The sequence below is a fragment of the Frankia sp. CeD genome, assembly GCF_000732115.1.
GTDB classification, from domain to species: Bacteria; Actinomycetota; Actinomycetes; order Frankiales; family Frankiaceae; genus Frankia; species Frankia casuarinae.
This window is the reverse complement of record NZ_JPGU01000012.1, coordinates 15,388-37,123: the sequence shown is the minus strand read 5'-3', so window position 1 is coordinate 37,123 and position 21,736 is coordinate 15,388. Positions and strand designations below refer to the sequence as shown.

The following is a 21,736-nucleotide window of genomic DNA, read 5'->3' as shown; positions in this document are numbered from 1 at the left end:
GGGTCGTTGCCGCCGCTCTCAAGGAGCTTGAATCCTCCGGGCATCTCGTTCGGAGACGGGTTCCGGGTCCGGGTGGTCGGGTGATCTGGGCTCCGTTGGCGGTCCGGGCCATGCCAGAGAGTGGTGATGCGAACACGCCAGCGGAACTACCGGTTTCGGATGGTCCGTCAGCGGAACGTCCGTATGTGGATAACCCCAACCACAGGGCAGAAACCACCCCGCCCGACCCGATCGAGGCCAGCACCGCGGAGGACGACCCGCCGGATCCCCGCCCCTCGCTGCCCTCTCCCGACCCCAGCGCGGCCAGCTCCACCACAGGCAGCAAGGCAGGCGGGGAGTCAGCTCCCGCCGTACCCGCCGGTGCCGACCTGGTCCAGACGCTGATCGACCTGGTCCGTGCGGTGACCGGGCAGACGATCGACCGGGACCTTGCCGGCAAGGGGGTGGCGATGGTCCTGCGGGCGAAGGACGGCACACCGCGGCCTGTGTCGGATCCGGTGGCCTACCTGCGGACAGCGGTCGAGACGGCGCCCACACGGTTCCTGGAGACGTTCGTCCCGCCGCGTGCGGGCAGCGCCCACAGCCGGCCGCGGCGCGGCTTCGACCCGAACGCGACGATCCACGAGCCGCGTGGCATGACCGGCCTGGACATCGACCCTGCTACGGGGTGGCCGGTCGACATGAACCCGGGTGGACGCCCGCTGCGCCGGAAGGAGACCGCCCGCGCCTTCGAGGCTGAGCAGGCCCGGGTCACAGCGTCCGGTCCGGCCGGTGACCCGTCGAAGCTGGTGTGCCTCACCCACCCGACGGCCACGTTCCACCCGGACGGGACGTGCCCGGAATGCCGCCCAGCAGCCACGCACACCGCCGAACCGGGATGGACGGCGTGGATGTCTGCGCCCACGCCCCGTACGGCCAGCACGGGCCTGCCTGCGTGGTGTGGCTCCTGCGGTGGGGACGCCGGTCACTCCCCGGCCGTCATGCAGGCCAACCCGTCGTACCGGACGGACACCGGCCGGCCCCGCGGCACCCCTTGCCCCCGGTGCCACCCGGATGGGATCCGCGCCAGCGCATGAACGGGCATCGGACACCCCTCGGGCCGGTCACTGGCGCTGGCGTGGTCGGCGTGCGCCGGCCCGGCGCGGGTCACCAGCGACCGGTCCGTGTAGGCGCCGGCGAGCTGACCCCGGCGCAGCATCCATGCTCCGCCGTCACGTTCCCACCAGGACGGCACGAGCAGATGCCGCGGGGTGTCGGCGATCTGCTCGTGCCAGCGGGAGCNGGGATGCGTCNCCTGGCCGGCCAGGGCGNGGGCATGAGCCCGCCACTGTTCCGGCGCCATCAGGACAGGATCTCCGCGGCGACCCGGTGGAGGGCGGGGCAGAGCCCGACCTCGTCCCGGTAGTGGGTGAAGTCGGAGAGGATGTCGGCNGCGTTGACGAGGATCGCGTACCGGCCGGACGGGCTCGACAACACGTNCGCGAACGTGGTGTAGATCCGGGAGGCAACGTCAGGGACGGCCAGGGCGGTGCAGTACAACCGGGCCGCGCCGTAGCCGGCGACGTTGGTGCCCCAGTGCTCCCAGTCCAGGATCATCAGGTTCGGGACGGTGACGTTGCCCCAGTGCAGGTCGAGATGTTCGGTGCTGCCCCACCCTGGCACGGCATCGGCCGGTGCAGGACGACCGAACACGGCGTGCAGCAGGTTGGTGTACCGGTCGATCCGGTTTCCCCAGATCTCCCGCCCGGTCGGCTGCCGGGAGAGCGCGTCCAACGATGCACGCAGGTCCGCCAGCCACGCCGAGGACAGGTCGAGCGGCCGCCCCAGGTACTGATCCCCGGGTGTGGCGGGCGGGNCCGGCACGNAGGNCATCAGCTCGGCGCAGACCGGCACCGGCACAGGGNCGGGGNGGGTCCATTCGGCGCTGTCGAGCAGCGTCGGTTTACAGATCCCGGTCAGGGGCCCGGCGTCGCGGGTACCGTGCCACGGCTCCACGTCCATGGCGTCTTCGAGGAACGGGGCGNCCCGCAGCCNCGCCGTCTCNCCGNGGNGGGTGNCCGGCCCGCCGATGACGTTCCCGGACGCGCTGAGGGCCGGCGCGCCCTGCGGCTGCACCCCGAGCTGTGCGGCGCCGTCACGCCAGACCGACCCCATCCAGGCGTCGTCGACCCGGACCGGCACCCACCTCATCGCCTGCTCACTTCCCCTTCGGCTGGCAGTTCGACCCCTTGTTACCGGTATCGGACGGGGTGCAGGACGGGGCGCACGACGACGCCGGGGCGCACTTCGGGTTCGGTTTGCACGCCATCGGCACTCCGACATGCCGGCGGGCCTGGTCGAGCGCCTCGACCTGGGCGCCGAACGCCTCCCCGGCCAGGATCGCGCCGAGCCCGGTCCGCCGGACGTTGCCGCGACCGCATGGCGGGTGAANACACACGGAGACACCGTGCCATCCGGCAGAACCGCGGCAGTGCCGTGCCCGCAGCCCCCGCACGTGTCGGCCACGTCGACGCCGGCCGGCGCGGCACGACCGAATCCGCGGGCCTGGTCGCGGCCGGTGTCGGTGACCCCGAGGGCGACCAGGTCGGCGTGTGCGGCGTCGATGTCCGCACCCGCACCGGTGTCGATCAGGCCGACACGCAGCGGTACCGAGCGGCGGACCGCTTCGGCGATGTTCGCGCGGGTCCGGGCATGCGAGCCCGGCCCGCCCGTGACCGTCTCATGGCCGGCTGGGTCGGCCGCGTAGTGTAGCTGGTCGCCAGCCGCACCCCGGGCAGGGTGAAGACCTTCCACAGGGCGGCCGTGACGTGCAGCAGGTTCGTGTAGATCTCCACCTGTAGTCCGGCGGCCAGCGCATGGCCGACCAGGCCGGCCAGGCCGGGGTGCAGCGTCGGTTCCCCTCCGATCAGCTGCACCATCCCCACACCGAGCTCGGCCGCGGCGTCGATCACCGCACGCCAGTCGGCCGCACTCATCGTCCCGTGGTCCCCGAGCGGCGACGAGTCCGCGTAGCAGTGGCCGCATGCGAGCTGGCACCGGCCGGTGATCTCCAGCCATAAGAACGTCGGGGCCTCAGCAACAACAGTCATGATCGTGCTCCCTCGCGTTGAGGTTTACCTCCGGGCGGCTACCCGGCGGCGCGATCAGAGGTCGTCGTACTCGCCGCGTTTCACCGCGGCGACGAGATCGGCCCACGCCTGCGGCGTGATCCTTATCGGGGGGCCGAGGGACGAGCGGATCAGGACCCGGTGCTCCCCGCGGGCTACCTCGACCACGTCGACCGCGTTCCGGTTCATCCGTGACGGGCGGCGCCACGGCGATGTCACGTCGGCCGGGGCCAAGCTGGACGGCTGCACGGGACGGGTCCTCTCATGGTGGGGCCCGCCTGCCGCGGCGGAGCGGGTCGGCGCCGGGGCAGACGGGGAACGTGGGGCCTCCCACCCGCAGGCCGGAATCCGGGACGCCTGTATCCGACAGGCGCCCCACCTCGGGTGGAAGGGCCGTGCGGGAGGAGACCGCCAGGTTTGTGGACGACGAGGCGGCCCCTCGTCTCAGGGGCCGGGCAGTCCGGCGGGGATCGCCGGCCGGGACGGCACCGACACCCAGCGCAGAATGTCCGGGTGTCGCGCGGCGTAGTCGTCGGCCGCGTCCAGCGAGGGGAAGCCGAGGACAGTCCCTACCGGGTCGTCGTCGTGGTCGAGGACGACCACCGTCCACAGCCGGTCGCCCTCGGGGTCGACTGGTGCCCGGCGAGCCTCAGCGACCCTGACCCCACGGACGACCCGGGTTCGCAGCGGCCCGTCCGGGTCAGCCACCGCAGCATCCCACACGGCNNGCGGTGTCCGGGNGGGGNGGGGNGGGNGGGGGCCGCCGCTCGCGTCTGCGGCTGGCCCTCCTCCCGCCCCGGCCACGGGGCCCTGCCCGGCCAGGGAACGCCCCGCGGCGGTGAGGGGCAGGCCAAGGCGGACCCGGTGGCAGGCGGAGGGCATCCGGCCGGCGGACCCGCCTGGCGCCCGCATGGGGGAAGTCACGATGCGCTCCTCTGCTGGTCCGGGAAGGTGGCCGGCGTGTGTCCCTCCGCGCACGACCCATCACACAGCGCGTGACACCTCGATGGGAGGGTGAGATCTTCTGTCCCATGGGTGGGAAAAAATGTCTCACCCATGGCGCACCGACGGCCGAGGGGAAACGTCGTGCACGCTGATGGGGTCGAGGCACTGAAGGCGCAGTTGGCCGAACGGTTCTGCCAGCTCCAGGCCGAGAAGGGCCTTACAGGCACTGAGCTGGAGAAACGCACCACCCACAACCGGAAGAACGCCTCCGCCATCCGCAACCGCGGCCGGCTCCCGACCCGCGACATCCTCCAGGCGTACGACCAGGTGTTCGGCACCCGCAGCGAGCTAACCGACCTCGGTGAACGAATCCGCGCGGCGCAGAAGGCGGTACGGCTGACCGAGTTGACCGCCGCGGCGGGGGNAGATATCCCCGAGCCGCAGGCCGCAGAGTCGGAAGGGGAGGNGAGGGGGACGGACAGGCGAACGTTCTTCGAGCTCACCGCGGCCCTTGCAGCCGACACCTATCGGCGGCGCGCGCGGCTCGGTCCTGATGCGCTGACCCTCGCCAGCCTTGATGGGGCGGTGGACCGTCACGCAGCCGCCTTCACGAGCACGCCTCACGACGCGCTCGCGCCCGAGGTGTTCAGGACCTGGCAGTCTGCGGAGAAGCACATCGAATCCGGGGTCAAGCCACGCGCACACGCGAAGTTGACCCGTGTGGCTGGGTTGTCCGCTTACATGCTCGCCCGGCTTGCCTTCAACATGGGCGACCAGGACGCATCCCAGCAACTCGTGATCCAAGCCCGGGACNACGCCGAACAGATCGATGACGATGTGCTGACGGCGTCTGTTGCCGCGATGGACTCCACTCTGTGCTTCTACAGGCAGCAGTACGACGAGGCGGCGAAGATCGTCCGTAAGGCTGGGGCAGTCGCGGATCNCCCCTACNCCCGGGCCCGCCTGTTCGCCTACGAGGCCCGCGCCTACGCCGCGTTCGGCGACCCGACGGCCACGCGGGAGGCGCTCGCACGCATGAATGCGGCCGTCATCGAGACACAACCACGGCCGGGGAGTTCCCCGTTCGGCCGAGCGAACGCCGACTGGTTCACCGCCGGGCTGCTCGCCCGGCTGGGTGCTGGTACGGAGGCCGAGCCGCTCGCGCGTCAGGCTGTCGAGGCGTTCGATAGCGGCCGGGCCACAGGCTTCGAGGACCACGGCCATGCCCTTATGGTCCTGGCGACTACTCTGCTTCGCCGTGAGCGTCCGGACCCGGCGGAAGCCGCGATGCTTGGCAGCCGCGCATTGGAGCTGGTAGCGGACCGGCCTACGCACACCGTCGTTACGCGCGCCTGCCGCCTCGTCAACGATCTCTCCGGGTACGGCTCGGTGCCGGAGGTGACCTCTTTCCGGGAACAGCTCACTACCGCCCCGCGTCCCGCTTTGATGGGCTGATGACGTTGGAACTGGCCGAGCCCACGCCCCAGGTCTACGTGCCGACCGTGACAACCCGCCGGCTGAGCCTCAGCGGCTGGACAGCCGTGGACATCCCGGCGTACACGGCGATGGCAGCCCACCCGGATATGAGCGCGTACACCGGTTCACCGGCAGACGAGGGCGCGGTCTGGCGAATGTTCGCTTTCCAGGTGGGGCACTGGGCGTTGCAGGGGTTCGGGNTGTGGCTCGCGCATGACCGGACGACCGGCGAGTTCGTGGGCCGGGTGGGGCTGTACGAGGAGTACGGCTGGCCCGGCACCGAGGTGGCCTGGACCATCCGCCGGGAACGGTGGGGCGAGGGCCTCGCTACCGAAGGCGGCGCTGCGGCCCTGGAGTATGCCTTCGAGGTGTTGGCCCGGGAGCGGCTGATCAGCATCATCCACCCGGAGAACGCGGCCTCGATCCGTGTCGCGGAGAAGCTCGGCCTCGCTCTGGCCGAAGGTCCGGTAGACCGGGGCGGGAGACCCCGGAACATCTACGCGATCACCCGCCACGACTGGGCCGCTCGCCGGCAGGCCAGCGCCCCCGCCGACACAGGCTGAGCGGCCGAACCGGGAGGCCGCATGTGATCGTATGGGTGGCCATAAGATCACTCAGAACACCCGCGGTCGGCCCGCCTTCCCTCGCTGCGAAAGAAGTGCGAAGGAACTGCGAAAGAACCCCCGGGTGGCCGATGTTGACCTTCGCGGAGCCGGGAAGGTCAACATCCACGGTCGGCGCACACAGACCGGACCGCCTCCGTGGCCTGGCGGAGCGTGTCGAACAGGCTTTACGCGGCCGGGTCCTCCGCCTCGCCGCGGCCGCCAGCCCGAAGCCGCACTTCGAGGTGCATCCGGACGGCGCTGTACCGACGGTCCCCCTCCGGGGACGACACCCTGATCACATCCATGACCTCGGCGAGCACGGTCGCTGCCTTCGAGCCGAATCTTCATGCTGCCCATTCTCCGTGCGTGGTGTGCCGGCCCGGCCTCCCGGGGTCGCTGGCCCGTCCCGANCGGGACGGCACGGGCCCGGCGGCCCTTCGCCACGATGTGGATCACGTCCTGGGTGAAGTCGACGTCTTCGACGGTGAGGTTCGCGATCTCGGCGCGACGCGCACCGGTGTCCATGAACAGGCGGATGATCGCCTCGTCGCGGCGGGACACCAGGTCCCGGCAGGCACAGCCGGCGAGCAAAGTCCGGATCTGATCGTCGGTGAGAACGGGCACCGGCTGTTCGGGGACGACGGGCGGGCGCATCCGGTCGAGCGGCGACCGGTCGAGATCCTCTTCCTCGGCGAGCCACTGGCCGAACTGCTGCAACGCCCGGAAGACGAGGGACACGGTTGCCGGGGCGTGGGTGGCCGCGTAGTCCGCCAGGAAGGCTTCGACGTGGGAGCGTTCCAACTCGGCCGGGTCGGCCGGGCCGCCGTTCGCGGCGAGGTGGCGGCCAAGCGCGCCGCGCTCACCCGTCTCGACGATCATCTGATCGGCGGCTGAGATGCCCCACTCCCCCCGACGGCGGCCCGGCAGGCGTGCTACACCGGTTGCTACAAACGGTCGGATTTCCCGGCCCCAGAGGCGCCCCGTCGGGGGGTTCGGGGGGTCGTCCCCCGACTAGCATCGCGGCTGCTGGCGCAGTTGATCGCAGATCAACAAGCATGCGGAACCAGCCCGTGGGCGCGGCAGGGATCGAACCTGCGACCACTCGCTTGTAAGGCGAGCGCTCTTCCGCTGAGCTACGCGCCCGGGAGATGACGAGGCCGACTAAGACTACGCAGCGGCGAGCCCCGGCGGGAGCCGGCCCTCCACGACTCCCCAGACGCAGGCCGGCTCCCGCAAGGACGATCTTAGAGGATGGCGAGCGCCTTGAGGTACTCGGCCTGGTCCCGCGCGTCGGGGATGTTGTTGACGACCTTCCAGCGGACAACACCCTCCTTGTCGATGACGAAGGTGCCCCGCAGGGAGATGCCCCGCTCCGCGTTGAAGACGCCGTACGCGCTCGCGACGGCGCCGTGCGGCCAGAAGTCGGCGAGCAGCGGGAACTCGTAGCCCTGCTGGTCGGCCCAGACCTTGTGGGCGAACGGCGAGTCGACCGACACGGCCAGCACCTGGACGTCGTCGTTCTGGAACGAAGCGAGATCGTCCCGCACGGAGCACAGCTCGCCCTGGCAGACGCCGGTGAAGGTCAACGGGTAGAACAACAGGACCACGTTGCGCTTACCCTGGAACTCGGACAGCGTGACAACCTCGTTGTTCTGGTCCTTCAGCGAGAAGTCCGGGGCGACGGAGCCAACCTCGACGGCCATGGGCTCTTCCTCTCCACAACGGTGGGGAACTGATCAGGGACCGGTGACCACAACGGGTGATCACTACGGCGGCGGGCCCCGCGCCAGATCCGGCGAAGGTACTCACCGATCGGCATGGATGTCCCGATCCAGCATGCCATTGCCGGCTACCTCGAAGCTGGCCACCCATCCGCGGCGTGCCCTACACGACCTTCCGGATCTCCGCCGTACCGCCTGGAACCGCACCCGACCTGGACGTTCACACGCATGCTCGACAATCAGATCACGGCGATCAGATCGGGACGAAGGGTGTCCTTCCCGGTCCGGTGACCCCGATGCGGCGGGNGCGCGGGNTTTNGAGGCCAGAGTGCCCTAGTCTGGCCGATCGACGCGGGAGCCGCACCCGCCGGACATGCGTGGGGGCATGGTGCCGTGCCCCGCGGCCACCACTGGTATGGACACCGATGAGGACAGGGCCACGTTGACCAATCAGAGTTCCACCCCGCACGGATACCCCGCCCGGGAACCCCACCCGATCGACGGGCCGGGCACATCCACCGGCGGATTTCCGATCTATGCGTTTCGTGAGTCTCTGACCGGCCACGAACCGCAGCAAGGCTACCCCGCCACCCCCGACTACGGGACACCGGGTCTGGCCGGACCACCTGGTTCCCCCGACACGTTCCAGGGGTCCGGCCTACTCGGGAGGAGGCGTAACCCCTTCGCGGTGTGGCTGGGTCTTCCTCTGATCACCCTGGGTGTCTACCCGTTCGTCTGGATCTACCGGACGAACAAGGAACTCGCCGAGTATGACCGGCGCATCGAGGTGAACCCGACGTTGTCGCTGCTGGCCTTCCTGATCGGCTGGGTAATCATCGTCCCGCCGTTCGTCGCGGCTTGGCGGCTCGGCACCCGCGTCCGCGACGCCCAGCGTGCGGCCGGGGTAGCCGAGACGAATCCGGTCCTGGCCTTCGCTCTCTTCCTCATCGGCGGCGGCGCGCTGGTCCTGCAGTTCGGAATCAACCGCATCTGGGACCGCTACCCCGGGGCGGTCGAGGGCCAGCAGGTGCCGCTCTACCGGTGACCGCCCTACCGGTGACCGCCCGCCGCCCGGCCCACCTGGAGCGCCGCCCACGGCGGCGAGAGACGCCCATACACCCCGCGTACGTCCCGGAGGCACGCGAGCACGGCGGTGCGCGCCTGCCTCGACCCGGACCCCGAAACCGGGGGAACCGGCCCGAACCGACCAGGCCCGGCCGAACCGACCAGGCCCGGCCGAACCGACCAGGCCCGGCCGGGCCCGGACCGGCCAGGCCCAGCTGGGCCGGACCGGGCACCCTGGGTCAGCGGTGACGCACCCGCTGCGACTTCGGCGCCGCCAGCCGCTGGCCGGACCACTCCTGGGCGACGCTCAACGTGCTGGTCTGGACGAGACCCGCGGTGGGCACCGCGTCCAGCACGTCACTCGGCTCGACATGGCCGGCACGCCCGGCCTTGGGCGTCAGCAGCCAGATCACGCCGTCGTCGGACAGCTGCCGCCGTGCGTCGATGAGGGCGTTCGCCAGGTCCCCGTCATCCTCCCGCCACCACAGCAGGACGATGTCGACGACGTCGTCGGAGTCCTCGGGGACAAGCTCGGTCCCGCTGGCGCTCGTGACGGCGTCCAGCAGGTCCTGGGCGATGTCGTCGTCCTCGTTGAGCGACTGCACCTGGGTCCCGGCGGAGACTCCCAGCCGCTCCGCTCGGCGCTGACCCTCGGCGTTCGCCGCGGTCGGACTCACCCTCCACTACCTCCTGCTCGTATGTCGACGCTCCGCGTAGCCGCGAGGGCGTCCCGTCTCGGTGGACGCATCCAATGATGATCCTCATCGATCGGTGCNCCTCGACCTAGTCCACCGGACCTTCCGGTGACTGCGCAAGTGCCACGCCGTCGGTTGTGGACAAGCGANGGCGTGGTCAGCNTGATGTGNCNCCCCGCCAGTACCCCGGAGAGAGCGGAATCATCCCGCCAGGAACGACATCCGGACCGTTCGATCGGGGTTGTCCACGTTGAGGTCCACCAGCGCAATGGACTGCCAGACCCCGAGCGCGAGGCGGCCGTCGATCACCGGGACCGTCAACGAGGGCGGGATGATGGCCGGCATCACATGCGAGCGGCCGTGACCGAGCGTTCCATGTGCGTGGCGCCATCTGCCGTCGGCGGGGAGCAGATCCGCGAGCGCCGCGAGCAGGTCGGCATCACTACCGGAGCCCAACTCGAAGATGGCCACGCCGGCCGTGGCATGCGGCACGAAGACCGACAGCAACCCATCACCGGAACCGGCAAGGAACCGCCGCGCATCGGGTGTGAGGTCCACCACACTTTCTCGCCGGCCGGTGCGCACGGACAGCGTCGTCGTCTTCATCCGGGTCTCCATCAGGGTGATTGTCCACCACGGCGGGGCCCGGCATCGGCCGCACTACGGACGACATGCCAACAACGCACCGCACATCGCCCAGGTCCCGACCCGGAAGTAACAAGACGTACGTGACGAGGCAGCTGCGATAGAGCACGATGGTCCATGACAGGCCCGTTCTCCGGGTGACCCCCCTCTCGGCCACCGAGGGTCGGCCATCACCCAGAGCACAGGCGTCGTATGGGATGAGCGAGCGGCCGGGATGCGGCGGCGCATTGATCATGCATGTTTCCACCCCGGTACGTTGCGAAAGTGACCACTGGGCCGACGGTCATACGATCAGGACCTTTTCGCATGGTCGTGACGGCCCCGGGAAGCTCGAGGAGCAGGAGAAGGCGTGGCGCAGGACACACCCCGGAAGTTCTCGGTCATCACCGATGGGCTACCGAGTCAGCTGCCGGATATCGATCCCTCCGAGACCAGCGAGTGGCTGGAGTCGCTCGACGCCGTCATCGAGGAGTCCGGCCGCGGCCGGGCCCGCTTCCTCATGTTGAAGCTCCTCGAACGGGCCCGGGAGAAGGCGGTCGGTGTTCCCGGTCTCACCAGCACCGACTACATCAACACCATCAGCCCGGAGCGGGAGCCCTGGTTCCCCGGCAACGAGCACATCGAACGCCGCATCCGGGCCTATATCCGGTGGAACGCGGCCATCATGGTGAGCCGCGCCAACCGCCCCGCGTNCAATGTCGGCGGTCACATCGCGACCTACGCCTCAAGCGCGAGCCTCTACGAGGTGGGCTTCAACCATTTCTTCCGCGGCAAGGACCATCTCAGTTCCTCGCCGGGAAGTGCCTCGGGTGACCAGATCTTTATTCAGGGTCACGCGTCCCCGGGCATCTACGCCCGCGCCTTCCTGGAAGGCCGGCTGACGGAGAAGCAGCTCGACGCCTTCCGGCGCGAGGGCGAGTCGGGCGGCCTGTCGTCCTACCCTCACCCTCGGCTCATGCCTGATTTCTGGGAGTTCCCCACGGTTTCGATGGGACTCGGGCCGATCGGCGCCATCTACCAGGCCCGGTTCAACCGCTACCTGCTCAACCGCCAGATCAAGGACACCTCGGGCAGCCGGGTGTGGGCGTTCCTCGGCGACGGCGAGATGGACGAGCCGGAGTCAATCGGCGCGCTGGGCGTGGCCGCCCGCGAGGAGCTCGACAACCTCATCTTCGTGGTCAACTGCAACCTGCAGCGCCTCGACGGCCCGGTCCGCGGCAACGGCAAGATCATGCAGGAGCTGGAGTCGCTGTTCCGGGGCGCCGGCTGGAACGTCATCAAGGTGGTCTGGGGCCGCGACTGGGACCCGCTGCTGGCCAAGGACACCGACGGCGTGCTGGTAAACCGCATGAACACCACGCCGGACGGGCAGTTCCAGACCTACTCGACGTCGTCGGGCGAATACATCCGGGAGCACTTCTTCGGCTCGGACGCCCGGCTGCGCCGGATGGTCGCGGACCTCTCCGACGACGATCTGCGCAAGCTCTCCCGCGGTGGCCACGACTACCGCAAGCTCTACGCGGCCTACAAGGCGGCGACCGAGCACGCGGGCCAGCCCACGGTCATCCTCGCGCACACCATCAAGGGCTGGACCCTGGGCAAGGACTTCGAGGCCCGCAACGCCACCCACCAGATGAAGAAGCTGACCAAGAGCGAGCTCAAGGAGTTCCGCGACCGGCTCTATCTGGAGATCCCGGACTCGGCCCTGTCGGGTGACCTGCCGCCCTACTGCCACCCGGGGCCGGACTCTGAGGAAATCGCGTACATGCGGGAACGCCGGGCCGCGCTCGGTGGGTCGATCCCGCGTCGGGTCGTGCGGGCCAAGCCGCTCCCCCAACCGCCAGCGAAGATCTTCGACGAACTCCGGAAGGGCTCCGGCAAACAGCCCGTCGCCACGACGATGGCCTTCGTCCGGCTGCTGAAGGACCTCATGAAGACCAAGGAGATGGGCGCGCGCTTCGTGCCGGTCATCCCCGACGAGGCCCGCACCTTCGGCATGGACGCGATGTTCCCGACGGCGAAGATCTACTCACCGCACGGGCAGCGCTACGAGGCCGTCGACCGCGAACTGCTGCTGTCCTACCAGGAGTCCGAGACCGGTCAGATGCTGCACGAGGGCATCAGCGAGGCCGGGTCGATGGGCTCGGTGATCGCCGCTGGCACGGCGTACGCCACCCACGCGCAGCACATGATCCCGGTCTACGTCTTCTACTCGATGTTCGGCTTCCAGCGCACCGGCGACCAGATGTGGGCGCTCGGCGACCAGCTCGGCCGCGGGTTCCTGCTCGGGGCGACCGCCGGTCGGNCCACTCTCAACGGCGAGGGCCTGCAGCACCAGGACGGCCACTCCCTGCTCCTGGCGTCGACTAACCCGGCCTGCGTGGCCTACGACCCCGCCTTCGCCTTCGAGCTGACACACATCGTCCGGGACGCGCTCGACCGAATGTACGGCGAGCGGGACGACAACGTCTTCTACTACCTCACTGTCTACAACGAGCCGGTGCCGCAGCCTGCCGAGCCCGCGGGTCTCGACCCGGCGCAGATCATCTCCGGGATGTACCGGTTCCGCTCGGCCGAGGACCTGGCCGGCGGGCTTCCGGCGGCGGGGGCCGGCGTGGGCTCCCCGCCGCGGGCGCAACTGCTGGCCAGCGGGACTTCCATCCACTGGGCGCTGGCGGCGCAGGAGATCCTTGCCGCCGACTTCGGGGTCGCCGCCGACCTGTGGTCGGTGACCTCGTGGAACGAGCTTCGGCGAGATGCGCTCGACTGCGACCGCGCCAACCTGCTCAACCCCGAGGCCGACGACGCCGTGCCGTACGTGACCCGTGCCCTCGAAGGGGCCGCCGGCCCGGTCGTGGCGGTCTCCGACTGGATGCGCGCGGTGCCCGACCAGATCTCCCGGTGGGTTCCGCAGCCGTTCACCTCGCTGGGCACCGACGGGTACGGCCGTTCCGACACTCGGGCCGCCCTGCGCCGGCACTTCAAGGTCGACGCCGAGTCGATCGTCGTCGCGACCCTGGAAGCCCTCGTCCGGGCCGGTGAGGTCAAGGCCACCACGGTCGGGGACGCGATCAGGCGATTCGGGTTGCGTGCCGACAAGGCCGGCCTGGACGGGCCCGAGGCGATCGTGGCCGGCATCAGGATCGTGGCCGGCGCCGAGCAGGACGAGCGGCCGATCTCGGGCTGACCGACCCACTCAGGCCCCGGACCACTCAGGTCCCGGATTGCCCAGGCCTTCGGGCCATCCGGGACCTCCCCGGCGCCGACGGAGCCACCTGCGGGCTCCCCGGCGCCGGGGCCCGAGGTCACGGTGCCGGACCGGACCCCCGCGTGGCCCACCCGGCGCGGAGCCCGGGTGGCTGGGTCCGGAAGGTGGGGCCCGGAAGGTGGGGCCCGCGCGANGGANCCCNCCACNCCNCNCCCGCCGGACCGGATCCCACGGCACCGGAGCCGCCGGGCCGTCCGGCCCCACCGCGCCCGCATCACCGCCTCCAGACCGACCCATCCGGCCCACCGCGCCCGCATCACCGCCTCCAGACCGACCCATCCGGCCCACCGCGTTCGGGCCATCGCCTCCAGGCCCGCCCATCCGGCCCATCCGGCCCACCGCATTCGGATCGGTACCTCCGAGCCACCCCGGCCGGGCAGCGGGCCGCGCACCGAACCCCTTGGCGTCCGATCTCGGCCCCGCGACCTCGGGTTTCATTCTCCGGGCCCACCGCGTTGCCCCCCTGCATCCAGGCGCGCCCGGTTCCGGCGGGCCCGGCCCGGACCCCCCGGAGGAGTTACCCAGCGCATCGGCACTGTCCGTGATGAACTCCACCGCGCTCGGCTTCATCGGGGTCCACCGCCGTCCCCGATTCGGTTACGCCCCGGGTCTTTCGCGGTACCCCATGTTCCACTTGATGACGCGTTGAGTTCCGCATCGCCGCCGCGGACACTAGTCTCTCGAGGGTGATGTCCAAAGGTTGGTCACGCGGCGTTACCAGCTGTGAAACCGCCGGCGGCGAAGCCCTCCGGCACGTACTCCCGGCCCCCGTCGGTGTCGGAGAGCAACGAAAACCCGCCTGCCGATCATCGCACGGCCACGTCGCGGTCCGGTACGGTCAGGCATCTGTCAGGTCGCTGTCAGGTCAATTGTCAGGTCAATCAGGAGCCGGCCGGCCAGCCGATAACCAGCCGACCGGCCGGCGCGCGGCTGCGGGTCGTGACGAGGCCCGCGCGGCGTCTGCTGCGACGGTCGAGGAGGACGAGGTGAATGGTGTGGCGACGACCACCGCACCCGCGGCGGCATCACCTGAACCGCGGACAGGCGGGAGCGCGGTGAGCCCACGGCGGTCCCAGTGCGGCGTCGCAAGCCGCGTGGACGGGACGGCGGCATGATCCTGCGGGCCCGTCGCATCGAGCGGCTGGAGGAACATCCCAACCTCCGCGGCATTCTCGGCATCCTCGCCCAACTCGTCCACACCACCGACACGGAGCTCGTCTCGCTCGCCGCCGCCTGGCGCAACTCGGGGTACCTCGCCGCTGCCCGGGACAAGGCGCTCTCCCCCGACTCTCCATTGATCGTCGAGGTGCTGGCCGCCTTCGACGCGTTGAGCGCGATCTACGCCGACGACCTCACCGGCGCGGAGTACGTCACCGTCGAACCGACGATCGCCGCCACGGCTCTGCGCGCGATGCGCGACGCGGTCGCCGCCTCCTACTCCCGGCCCATCCTCGGCCGCGCGGAGTACGCGGCACTGATGCGTCCGTGGCGCACGGTCTACCCCCGCGCGCGCTCGCACGAACCCGACCTCGGCCCGGCCGCGGCGGACGTGAAGCGGGTTCTCGCGGCACTCCCGGTCCTCGCCGGGCGCTGCCACGATCCGGACAGCCTCGAGGTCTTCGACGGCCTGCTGGTGTCCGCACTCACCCGCGACGACTCCGCGCATCAGATGGCGATGGACGCCGCCTTCGCGAGCGCCGTGGTGACCGGGCGTCGCCGGGTGTGGACCCTGGTCCGGCGCAGCGCCGCCGAGGGTTTCTGGCGGTTGTGCCCGTACTGCCGCGGCCATCGGGGCACCGATTCGAGCGAGGACCGGCGGGNCATGGNGCTGTGCGCCGACCTGGCCTGCGCGCTGCTCGTCGAGGATCTCCTCGATACCGACCAGTTCACCCGGCTGACCAGCCCGCTGCACACGCTCATCCCGTTGCAGCACCGCCGCGGTCGCTGACGCCGCCGCGGTCCGCCCGGCTGCCGGTCCACCGGCCCGGCTCAGCCGGATGCGCCGGGCCGCCGCGGCCGGTAGACGATCAGTCGGGCTCCGCCCGGAGTGATGACGATGCGTTCCACTCCCTCCGTGACCTCGCCGTCACAGGCGAACGGCAGCGGGCCGGGCTGACGGGATGAGATCGTGACCCGTTCGACCGTGTGTTGTTCGTACACCCGGCTGCGCCCGAGACGGCCGGTCAGCACCGCCCCCACCAGCCGGAGCCGGGCAAGCGACGCCGCGGCGTCGACCACCCGCAGGTCCAGCAGCCCTTCGTCGAGGCGGGNGCGGNAGGNGGGGGNGAANCCNTCGGGCTGGTAGATCCCGTTGCCGACGAAGATCAGCCAGACCCGGCGGTACTCGGAGTCGATCTCGACCTCGAACGGCGTTTCGTGGCGCAGCACCCAGCTCAGCGCGATGAGCATCGCCGGCCACTTGCCGATGCGGCGCTCGAACCGCGCACGGATGGCGACCATGTCCGGGTAACCGCCGAGGCTCGCGGTGTTCACGAAGATGCGGGAGAACCGACTGAACGTCGCGCCGATGCCCTCGGCCCGGCCGATGTCGACGGCGACCGCCGAACCCTCCCGTATCGCCTGCACCGAGTCACCCGCCCCGGCGAGTCCGACGTCCGCGGCGAAGTGGTTGAGCGTGCCCGCGGGGAAGACCGCCAGCGGCACGCCGTGCGCCAGCGCGGTCTGGGCGGCCGCGTTGATGGTGCCGTCGCCGCCGGCGACGCCCAGCACACGGGACCGCGCCGCCGCGGACCTCAGCACGGTTCTTACGTCGCCGCCCGCGTCGACCTCGACGACCCGGGCCCTGGGCAGGTCGGCCCGCAGCACGGCGAGCAGGTCCGTGTGGTTACCCGGACCGGAACGGGCGTTCACCACCACGGTAAGGCCGTCGCCGTCGGGCAGGGCGGGCGCCCACGCCGACGCGGGGCTGGCCCGGGCGGGGGCCCACGGCCGACGCGGCATCACCTTCGTCGTCGCCAGGCCCGCCCCTATCCCCAGCAGCACGCCGGCGGCCACGTCCCCGGGATAGTGCACCCCGACGTACACCCGGGAGAACGCCACCGCGGCGGCGAGCACAGCCACCGGCACCGCCGCGCCGGGTGCGTCCAACGCGACTCCGGTGGCGAAGGCGGCTGCCGACGCCGCGTGCCCAGAGGGGAACGAGAACGTCGTGAGATCCTCGCGAAGCCGCCGCAGCGGGGGAATCGTGTGAGTCGGTGGGCGGTCCCGGCGGAACACCACCTTCATCGGCCCGTTGGCGAGAACGCTCGCGACTCCCAGGGCGAGCAGGCCACGGACGGCCGCCGGGCGACGGCGTCCCTTCGTCGCACCGAGCGCCCCGGCCACCCCCCACCAGAGCAGACCATGATCGGCAGCGTGGGACAGCCGCGGCAGCGCCGGGTCGAGCAGCGGTCTGCCGCCGGCCAGCGCCGCGAACAGCGACCGGTCCGCACTGGTGAAGGCGTGCAGGAACGTCCGGCCCAGCGCGATGTCACGGCGCATGAGGATCCGGACGCGCCGACCGACCCGGTTCTCCGCGGGCCAGCGGGGAGCGGTCCCGTTTCCCGGCCTCGTCACCGACCTTGACGCCACGCCGGCACCGTACCCGTAAGGGGGACACCCAGATCAACTGGGATGAACTTCACATCCTCCCGAACTCCACGGAAGGAGCGAGCAGAAGGAGCTCGCTGTCAGGCCGCGCCTGTCAGAACGCGACCGTCAGAACGCGACCGGGGCCTGGCTCGCCCATCTCGGAGCCGGCGGCCGTGCCACGCCCCCGGGCCGGGGCAGCGCCCGTCGTGGCTCGACGGTGCGACCTGTCGGCAGGATCTCGCCGGTGTCCTCGAACAGAATCACCCCGTTACACAGCAGGATCCAGCCCTGGTCCCAATGCTGGCTGGCCACCCGGGCAGCGTCGCGATCCGCACTGTCCGCCGTGGGGCAGGGCGGACAGTGCGGGCAACCACGTCGCCGGAGCGCGGCTGTGCGTGAGGCGTCAGCGGGCAGGGGAACTGAGGACGGCTCGGGCGAGGAGGGCTCCGGGTCGTCGGTGGGCACCGGGGACGCCGATGCCGGGTCTGAAACGCGAACAGCTTGCACGAGCACCAGACGTTACGCCTCTCCGTAAGAAGCGTCACACCGAGGCGCGTGTGAAGGGGCCGACGTGTCTGCGACCCTTGACTCGCAAGTCAGCGTGGGCAACGGCCGTGACCAGCGCGGATGCGAAACGCGGCACATCGGGAACCAGCCGGACGGACCACGGGGTGTCTACAGCGAGATACCGGTAACAGGACCGGACCATCGGATCGGTAGGTTACGGGGCGGTGGCCGAGCGGTTCCGCCATCCTGACCGCAACAATGACGTGGGCCGGTTCCGCTGATGCGCCCACCTGCATGAACGGCGCCCGTTGTCCCCGGCGACCGGGCATCGACACGGCAGAGCCACGGACAGGCACCGGTGAACGGCCACGGACCCGGACATGCCCGGCCACAAGGGGGGGTACGGACGATGGACGGTGCCACGGGTGTCGGTACCGGTACCGACGCCTTCGGGGGCATCCCCACCGGCGGGGGNTTCGGCCCGCGTGCCGGCGGACAGCCGGTCGAGGTGTCGGTCGTCATGCCGTGTCTGAACGAGCAGGAGTCGGTCGGCGTCTGTGTGCGCAAGGCCCTTGCGGGACTGGCCACCGCGGGTGCCGCGGGCGAGGTCGTCGTTGTCGACAACGGATCCACGGACCGGTCGGCGGACGTCGCCGCAGCCGCAGGTGCCCGGGTCGTCCGCGAGACCCGGCGCGGCTACGGCAACGCCTACCTGGCCGGGTTCGCCGCCGCCCGAGGCCGGCTGATCGTGATGGGCGACGCCGACGACTCCTACGACTTCTCGGATCTGGGCGTCCTGCTCGCTCCGCTGCGCGCCGGGCGGGCCGACTACGTGCTCGGGTCGCGCTTCGCTGGAGAGATCCTGCCGGGAGCGATGCCCTGGCTGCACCGTTACGTCGGCAACCCTGTGCTCACCGGCATCCTGAACCGGCTGTTCGACGTCCGTTCCTCCGACGCGCACTCGGGCATGCGGGCCTTCAGCCGAGAGGCGTACCTGCGTATGCAGCTGCGCTGCGAGGGGATGGAGCTCGCCTCCGAACTGGTGATCGCCGCGGGCCGCGCCGAGCTTCGGATCGAGGAGGTGCCGATCACTTACCATCCGCGGGTCGGGGCCTCCAAGCTGCACTCCCTGCGGGATGGTTGGCGGCACCTGCGGTTCATGCTGCTGCTGGCGCCGAGGCACCTGTTCGTGCTGCCCGGCCTGGTGCTGCTGGCGCTCGGGATCGTGGGCCAGGCGGCGCTGCTGCCCGGCTCGCTCAATCTCGGCTTCCACCGGCTGGACCTGCACTTCTCGATCCTGTTCGCGCTGCTGGCGCTACTCGGCTGGCAACTGGTGCTGCTGGGGGTCTGCGCCGACGTCCACAACCACGCCCTCGGCTGGCAGGAGCGCCGCCGCTGGCCGCTGCCGCTCATCCACCGCCTGTTCACCCTCGAACGCGGGCTTGCGCTCGGCGCGGGCCTGTTCATCGTCGGATTTGTCGTGGACGTGGTCGTCCTCGTCCGCTGGCTGGTCAACAATCTCGGACCGCTCAACGAGATGCGCCCGGCCCTGCTCGCGATGACGCTGATGGTGTTGGGCGCGCAGACCGCCTTCGGATCCTTCTTCCTGCGGCTGCTGACCGCCGGACCCAGCGGGGGGCATCAGCGGGCGTCGGCCCGCGGTACCCGTGCCGGCACGGGTACCGGCACGGGNCCGGCACGGGTACCGGCACGGGTACCGGCACGGGTACCGGCACGGGCCCTGACGCGGGTGCGGGTGCGAGTGCCGGCGCGGGCTCCACCCAGGCCGAGGCGAGCGGTCCACGGGCCGACACGCCCGGCCTCGGCCTGTGCTTCGAGGCGCCGGAACACCCGGCCGAGGTCGTCAGGTTCTGAAAACGGCGGATATTCATCATGGCCGTCCTGGGCAGAATGGTCGTCTCGGGCAGACGCCGCTTTCCACCGCTGCCCGGTGACGCCGCGCCCGTCTCCCTATGCGATCCCGCTGTCTTCGGGGATGACCCCGCCTCCGGGAATGACCCCGCGGATGACCTCGCCGCCCCGGGCCGGGTGCCGTCCGGGGAGCACCCCGGCCCGCTCTACGGCCCGAACGCGCGGCGCCGTGAATCGGGTCCGGCCTCCGCCCAGCCGGCCCGACCCGCCCAGCCGGCCCGACCCGCCCAGCCGGCCCGACCCGCCCAGCCGGTCGCGCGGCATCTGCCCTTCGCGGTTCTCCTGGTCGCCGGGATGACCCTGCGGGTGGTCACCGGGTACGCCTACCGGCCGGCGTTCGAGTTCAGCGGAGACTCCTACGCCTACCTGCGACTTTCCACCCTGCACGCGCCCGACCCGATGCGGCCGGCCGGATACCCGGCCTTCCTGCGCCTGCTGTCGCACACCGGCGACCTGTGGTGGGTGACGGTGGTCCAGCACGTCGCGGGCCTGGCGCTCGGGGTGGGGATCTACGTCCTGCTGGTCCACCGCCGAGTGGCGGCCCCGGTGGCGGCCCTCGCCGCCGCGCCGGTCCTGCTGGACGCCTACCAGCTGGTCCTCGAGCACTACGTGATGGCCGAGACCCTGTTCGCGGTCCTGCTGGTCGCCGCGATGATCGCCCTGACCTGGTCGGCACGACCGTCGGTGTGGGCGTGCGGGCTCGCCGGCCTGTTACTGGGCGGGGCGGGCCTGGTCCGCACCATCGGGGTCGCCATGGGTGTGCTCGCCGTGGGCTACCTGCTTCTTCGTCGCGTCGGATGGCTCCGGCCCGCCGCCTTCGCCGTGATGCTCGCCGTTCCACTCGTCGGATACGCGGGCTGGTTCCACCACGCGCACGGGAAGTACGCGCTCACCGGTGGGGACGCGGTGTGGATGTACGGCCGGGTGGCACCGATCGCCGAATGTGATCGCCTACACCTGAGCACGCGCCAGCTCGTCCTGTGCTCCCCGCATCCGGTGGCGGGGCGGCCCGATCCCAGCTACTACGTCTGGAACGGCAACAGCCCGCACTGGCGGCTCGACATGCCCGACGACAAGCGGGACGCGCTGCTGCGCGACTTCACCCGCCAGGTCATCCGGTATCAGTTCGGTGACTACGCCCGGATGGTCGGCGGGGAGATCGCGCACTACTTCGCCCCGGGCCGACCGGTCGGGCACCGTGACTGGCCGGACGCGACCTGGCGGTTCCCGACCGGTAACGAACCGCGCTACCTGCACAACGGCGAGCCACTGCTCGGCTTCCACGGGGACGCGCCCAGCCGCGTCATCCGCGAGCCGTCCGCCGGTTTCCTGCGGAGCTACCAGCATCTCGTCTTCACGCCCGGTCCGGCCCTGGCCGGGATGGTGATCCTTGCCGTCGTCGCGATCATGATCCCGGGACGGGACCGCCGTGCGCCGCCGGGGAACCGTGGCTCCCGGCGCCGGAGAGGCCTGCGGGACCGGGCCGCCGAAGATCGACGGCTGCGGGCGGACATGGCCCTCCTCGTGGCGGCCGGGGCCGCCACGCTCATCGNCCCGGCCGCGANGGTGTGCTTCGACTACCGCTNCCTNCNCCCCGTCCTCGTGCTCTNCCCGCCTGCCGCCGCGCTCGCGACCCGCCGGTTCGTGCTGCTCAATCGATCGCGCCGGGCGCCCGCGGAGGAGCCGGGGATCAACGGCTCCAGCCGAGCCCCAGCCGGGGTGCCTCCATCGCCGGGCAGGTGTCCATGACGACGTCCAGCCCGGCCTCGCCCGCACGCGCCGCGGCAGCCTCGTCCCGCACACCGAGCTGGAGCCAGACCCCCTTCGCGCCGATCTTCACCGCCTCGTCGACGAGCGGGCCGGCCAGCTCCGACCGGACAAACAGGTCGACGACGTCGACGGGAAACGGGATCTCGCTCAACGTCGCGTATCCCTGCTCCCCCGCGACCACGGGTGCCGAAGGATGCACCGGCACGACGTGCTTGCCGTGCCGTCGCAGGTAGTCCGCAATGCTGTAGGCGGTCCGGCGGGTGTCGTTGGACAGCCCCACCACCGCCCAGACCTCGGTGTCGGTGAGCATGCGGCGAATGGTGTCGTCATCTCCGAAGCGCATACCCGCATAACCGCCCATGCCGCCCGGTTCATCCGGACCGCGGAAGGACTTCTCAGTTCCCGGCAA

At 70.9% G+C, this 21,736-nt stretch carries 19 protein-coding genes and 1 tRNA gene; 8 read left to right on the top strand and 12 right to left on the bottom strand.

Annotation, left to right across the window (positions count from 1 at the left end; translation table 11 throughout):
* Nucleotides 1-185 precede the first annotated feature (185 nt).
* Nucleotides 186-1,076 (top strand): hypothetical protein, encoded by an 891-nt coding sequence (locus CED_RS23615; protein WP_131728934.1) that lies wholly within the window; start codon nucleotides 186-188, stop codon nucleotides 1,074-1,076.
* A gap of 265 nt (nucleotides 1,077-1,341) precedes the next feature.
* On the opposite strand, the gene CED_RS09575 is transcribed toward CED_RS23615, so the two are convergent.
* The 4 genes from CED_RS09575 to CED_RS09560 all read right to left on the bottom strand — a co-directional run bounded on the left by CED_RS09575 (nucleotide 1,342) and on the right by CED_RS09560 (nucleotide 3,815).
* Complete coding sequence (locus CED_RS09575) at nucleotides 1,342-2,190, bottom strand: hypothetical protein (protein WP_035909958.1); 849 nt, start codon at nucleotides 2,188-2,190, stop codon at nucleotides 1,342-1,344.
* Between the two features lie 437 nt (nucleotides 2,191-2,627).
* Nucleotides 2,628-3,089 carry a radical SAM protein gene (locus CED_RS09570; RefSeq protein WP_011437432.1) on the bottom strand — a complete coding sequence of 154 codons (462 nt, stop codon included), beginning with the start codon at nucleotides 3,087-3,089 and terminating at the stop codon, nucleotides 2,628-2,630.
* Nucleotides 3,090-3,143: 54 nt separating this feature from the next.
* Nucleotides 3,144-3,356, bottom strand: a complete 213-nt coding sequence (locus CED_RS09565) for a DUF397 domain-containing protein (RefSeq protein WP_011437433.1) — start codon at nucleotides 3,354-3,356, stop codon at nucleotides 3,144-3,146.
* 195 nt (nucleotides 3,357-3,551) lie between these two features.
* Nucleotides 3,552-3,815, bottom strand: a complete 264-nt coding sequence (locus CED_RS09560) for a hypothetical protein (RefSeq protein WP_035731635.1) — start codon at nucleotides 3,813-3,815, stop codon at nucleotides 3,552-3,554.
* Nucleotides 3,816-4,193: 378 nt separating this feature from the next.
* Here CED_RS09560 and CED_RS09555 point away from each other — a divergent pair, with 378 nt between their 5' ends.
* Complete coding sequence (locus tag CED_RS09555; protein ID WP_035910007.1) at nucleotides 4,194-5,507, top strand: hypothetical protein; 1,314 nt, start codon at nucleotides 4,194-4,196, stop codon at nucleotides 5,505-5,507.
* A complete protein-coding gene (locus CED_RS09550; protein WP_035909956.1) occupies nucleotides 5,507-6,091 on the top strand; it encodes a GNAT family N-acetyltransferase in 585 nt (194 codons plus the stop codon). Before CED_RS09555 ends, CED_RS09550 begins: the two co-directional genes overlap by 1 nt.
* A 51-nt stretch (nucleotides 6,092-6,142) precedes the next feature.
* On the opposite strand, the gene CED_RS26140 is transcribed toward CED_RS09550, so the two are convergent.
* The 3 genes from CED_RS26140 to CED_RS09535 all read right to left on the bottom strand — a co-directional run bounded on the left by CED_RS26140 (nucleotide 6,143) and on the right by CED_RS09535 (nucleotide 7,836).
* Nucleotides 6,143-6,787, bottom strand: a complete 645-nt coding sequence (locus tag CED_RS26140) for a tyrosine-type recombinase/integrase (RefSeq protein WP_369807812.1) — start codon at nucleotides 6,785-6,787, stop codon at nucleotides 6,143-6,145.
* A 417-nt stretch (nucleotides 6,788-7,204) separates the two neighbouring features.
* A tRNA-Val gene (locus tag CED_RS09540) sits at nucleotides 7,205-7,276 on the bottom strand.
* A 101-nt stretch (nucleotides 7,277-7,377) separates the two neighbouring features.
* Entirely contained in the window at nucleotides 7,378-7,836 is a 459-nt protein-coding gene (locus tag CED_RS09535) for a peroxiredoxin (RefSeq protein ID WP_011437438.1), read from the bottom strand.
* A 460-nt stretch (nucleotides 7,837-8,296) separates the two neighbouring features.
* Between CED_RS09535 and CED_RS09530 the strand changes: the two genes are divergently transcribed.
* The gene (locus CED_RS09530; protein ID WP_232235024.1) at nucleotides 8,297-8,899 is read left to right on the top strand and encodes a DUF4234 domain-containing protein; all 603 of its coding nucleotides are present in this window, start codon (nucleotides 8,297-8,299) and stop codon (nucleotides 8,897-8,899) included.
* Between the two features lie 259 nt (nucleotides 8,900-9,158).
* On the opposite strand, the gene CED_RS09525 is transcribed toward CED_RS09530, so the two are convergent.
* Together CED_RS09525 and CED_RS09520 are read right to left on the bottom strand one after the other, a co-directional pair.
* Nucleotides 9,159-9,596 carry a DUF3052 domain-containing protein gene (locus CED_RS09525; protein WP_011437440.1) on the bottom strand — a complete coding sequence of 146 codons (438 nt, stop codon included), beginning with the start codon at nucleotides 9,594-9,596 and terminating at the stop codon, nucleotides 9,159-9,161.
* 219 nt (nucleotides 9,597-9,815) lie between these two features.
* Nucleotides 9,816-10,220, bottom strand: a complete 405-nt coding sequence (locus CED_RS09520) for a secondary thiamine-phosphate synthase enzyme YjbQ (protein ID WP_011437441.1) — start codon at nucleotides 10,218-10,220, stop codon at nucleotides 9,816-9,818.
* 388 nt (nucleotides 10,221-10,608) lie between these two features.
* Here CED_RS09520 and aceE point away from each other — a divergent pair, with 388 nt between their 5' ends.
* Entirely contained in the window at nucleotides 10,609-13,446 is a 2,838-nt protein-coding gene (gene aceE, locus CED_RS09515) for a pyruvate dehydrogenase (acetyl-transferring), homodimeric type (protein WP_035909954.1), read from the top strand.
* A gap of 1,192 nt (nucleotides 13,447-14,638) precedes the next feature.
* On the top strand, nucleotides 14,639-15,475 hold the full coding sequence (locus CED_RS09510) for a hypothetical protein (protein ID WP_035910004.1): 837 nt from the start codon (nucleotides 14,639-14,641) through the stop codon (nucleotides 15,473-15,475).
* Nucleotides 15,476-15,516: 41 nt separating this feature from the next.
* Here the strand turns inward: CED_RS09510 and CED_RS09505 are convergent, their stop codons facing one another.
* Together CED_RS09505 and CED_RS25780 are read right to left on the bottom strand one after the other, a co-directional pair.
* Nucleotides 15,517-17,028, bottom strand: coding sequence for a bifunctional phosphatase PAP2/diacylglycerol kinase family protein (locus CED_RS09505; protein WP_235186998.1), 1,512 nt, complete (start codon nucleotides 17,026-17,028; stop codon nucleotides 15,517-15,519).
* Nucleotides 17,029-17,244: 216 nt separating this feature from the next.
* A complete protein-coding gene (locus CED_RS25780) occupies nucleotides 17,245-17,583 on the bottom strand; it encodes a DUF5999 family protein (RefSeq protein ID WP_255353838.1) in 339 nt (112 codons plus the stop codon).
* A 451-nt stretch (nucleotides 17,584-18,034) separates the two neighbouring features.
* On the opposite strand from CED_RS25780, the gene CED_RS26135 reads away from it, so the two are divergent.
* Together CED_RS26135 and CED_RS09490 are read left to right on the top strand one after the other, a co-directional pair.
* Complete coding sequence (locus CED_RS26135) at nucleotides 18,035-19,855, top strand: glycosyltransferase family 2 protein (protein WP_369807809.1); 1,821 nt, start codon at nucleotides 18,035-18,037, stop codon at nucleotides 19,853-19,855.
* The gene (locus CED_RS09490; RefSeq protein ID WP_369807808.1) at nucleotides 19,852-21,306 is read left to right on the top strand and encodes a hypothetical protein; all 1,455 of its coding nucleotides are present in this window, start codon (nucleotides 19,852-19,854) and stop codon (nucleotides 21,304-21,306) included. The genes CED_RS26135 and CED_RS09490 overlap by 4 nt, the downstream gene beginning before the upstream one ends.
* Here the strand turns inward: CED_RS09490 and CED_RS09485 are convergent.
* Nucleotides 21,248-21,670 carry a CoA-binding protein gene (locus tag CED_RS09485; protein WP_023841275.1) on the bottom strand — a complete coding sequence of 141 codons (423 nt, stop codon included), beginning with the start codon at nucleotides 21,668-21,670 and terminating at the stop codon, nucleotides 21,248-21,250. The genes CED_RS09490 and CED_RS09485 overlap by 59 nt on opposite strands.
* Nucleotides 21,671-21,736: the final 66 nt, after the last annotated feature.

Bases quoted from the DNA above. Each gene is read 5' to 3' on its own strand.
- CED_RS09570 (WP_011437432.1), bottom strand. From the start codon at position 3,089: ATGACTGTTGTTGCTGAGGCCCCGACGTTCTTATGGCTGGAGATCACC.
- CED_RS09535 (WP_011437438.1), bottom strand. From the start codon at position 7,836: ATGGCCGTCGAGGTTGGCTCCGTCGCCCCGGACTTCTCGCTGAAGGAC.
- CED_RS09520 (WP_011437441.1), bottom strand. From the start codon at position 10,220: ATGAAGACGACGACGCTGTCCGTGCGCACCGGCCGGCGAGAAAGTGTG.
- CED_RS09485 (WP_023841275.1), bottom strand. From the start codon at position 21,670: ATGCGCTTCGGAGATGACGACACCATTCGCCGCATGCTCACCGACACC.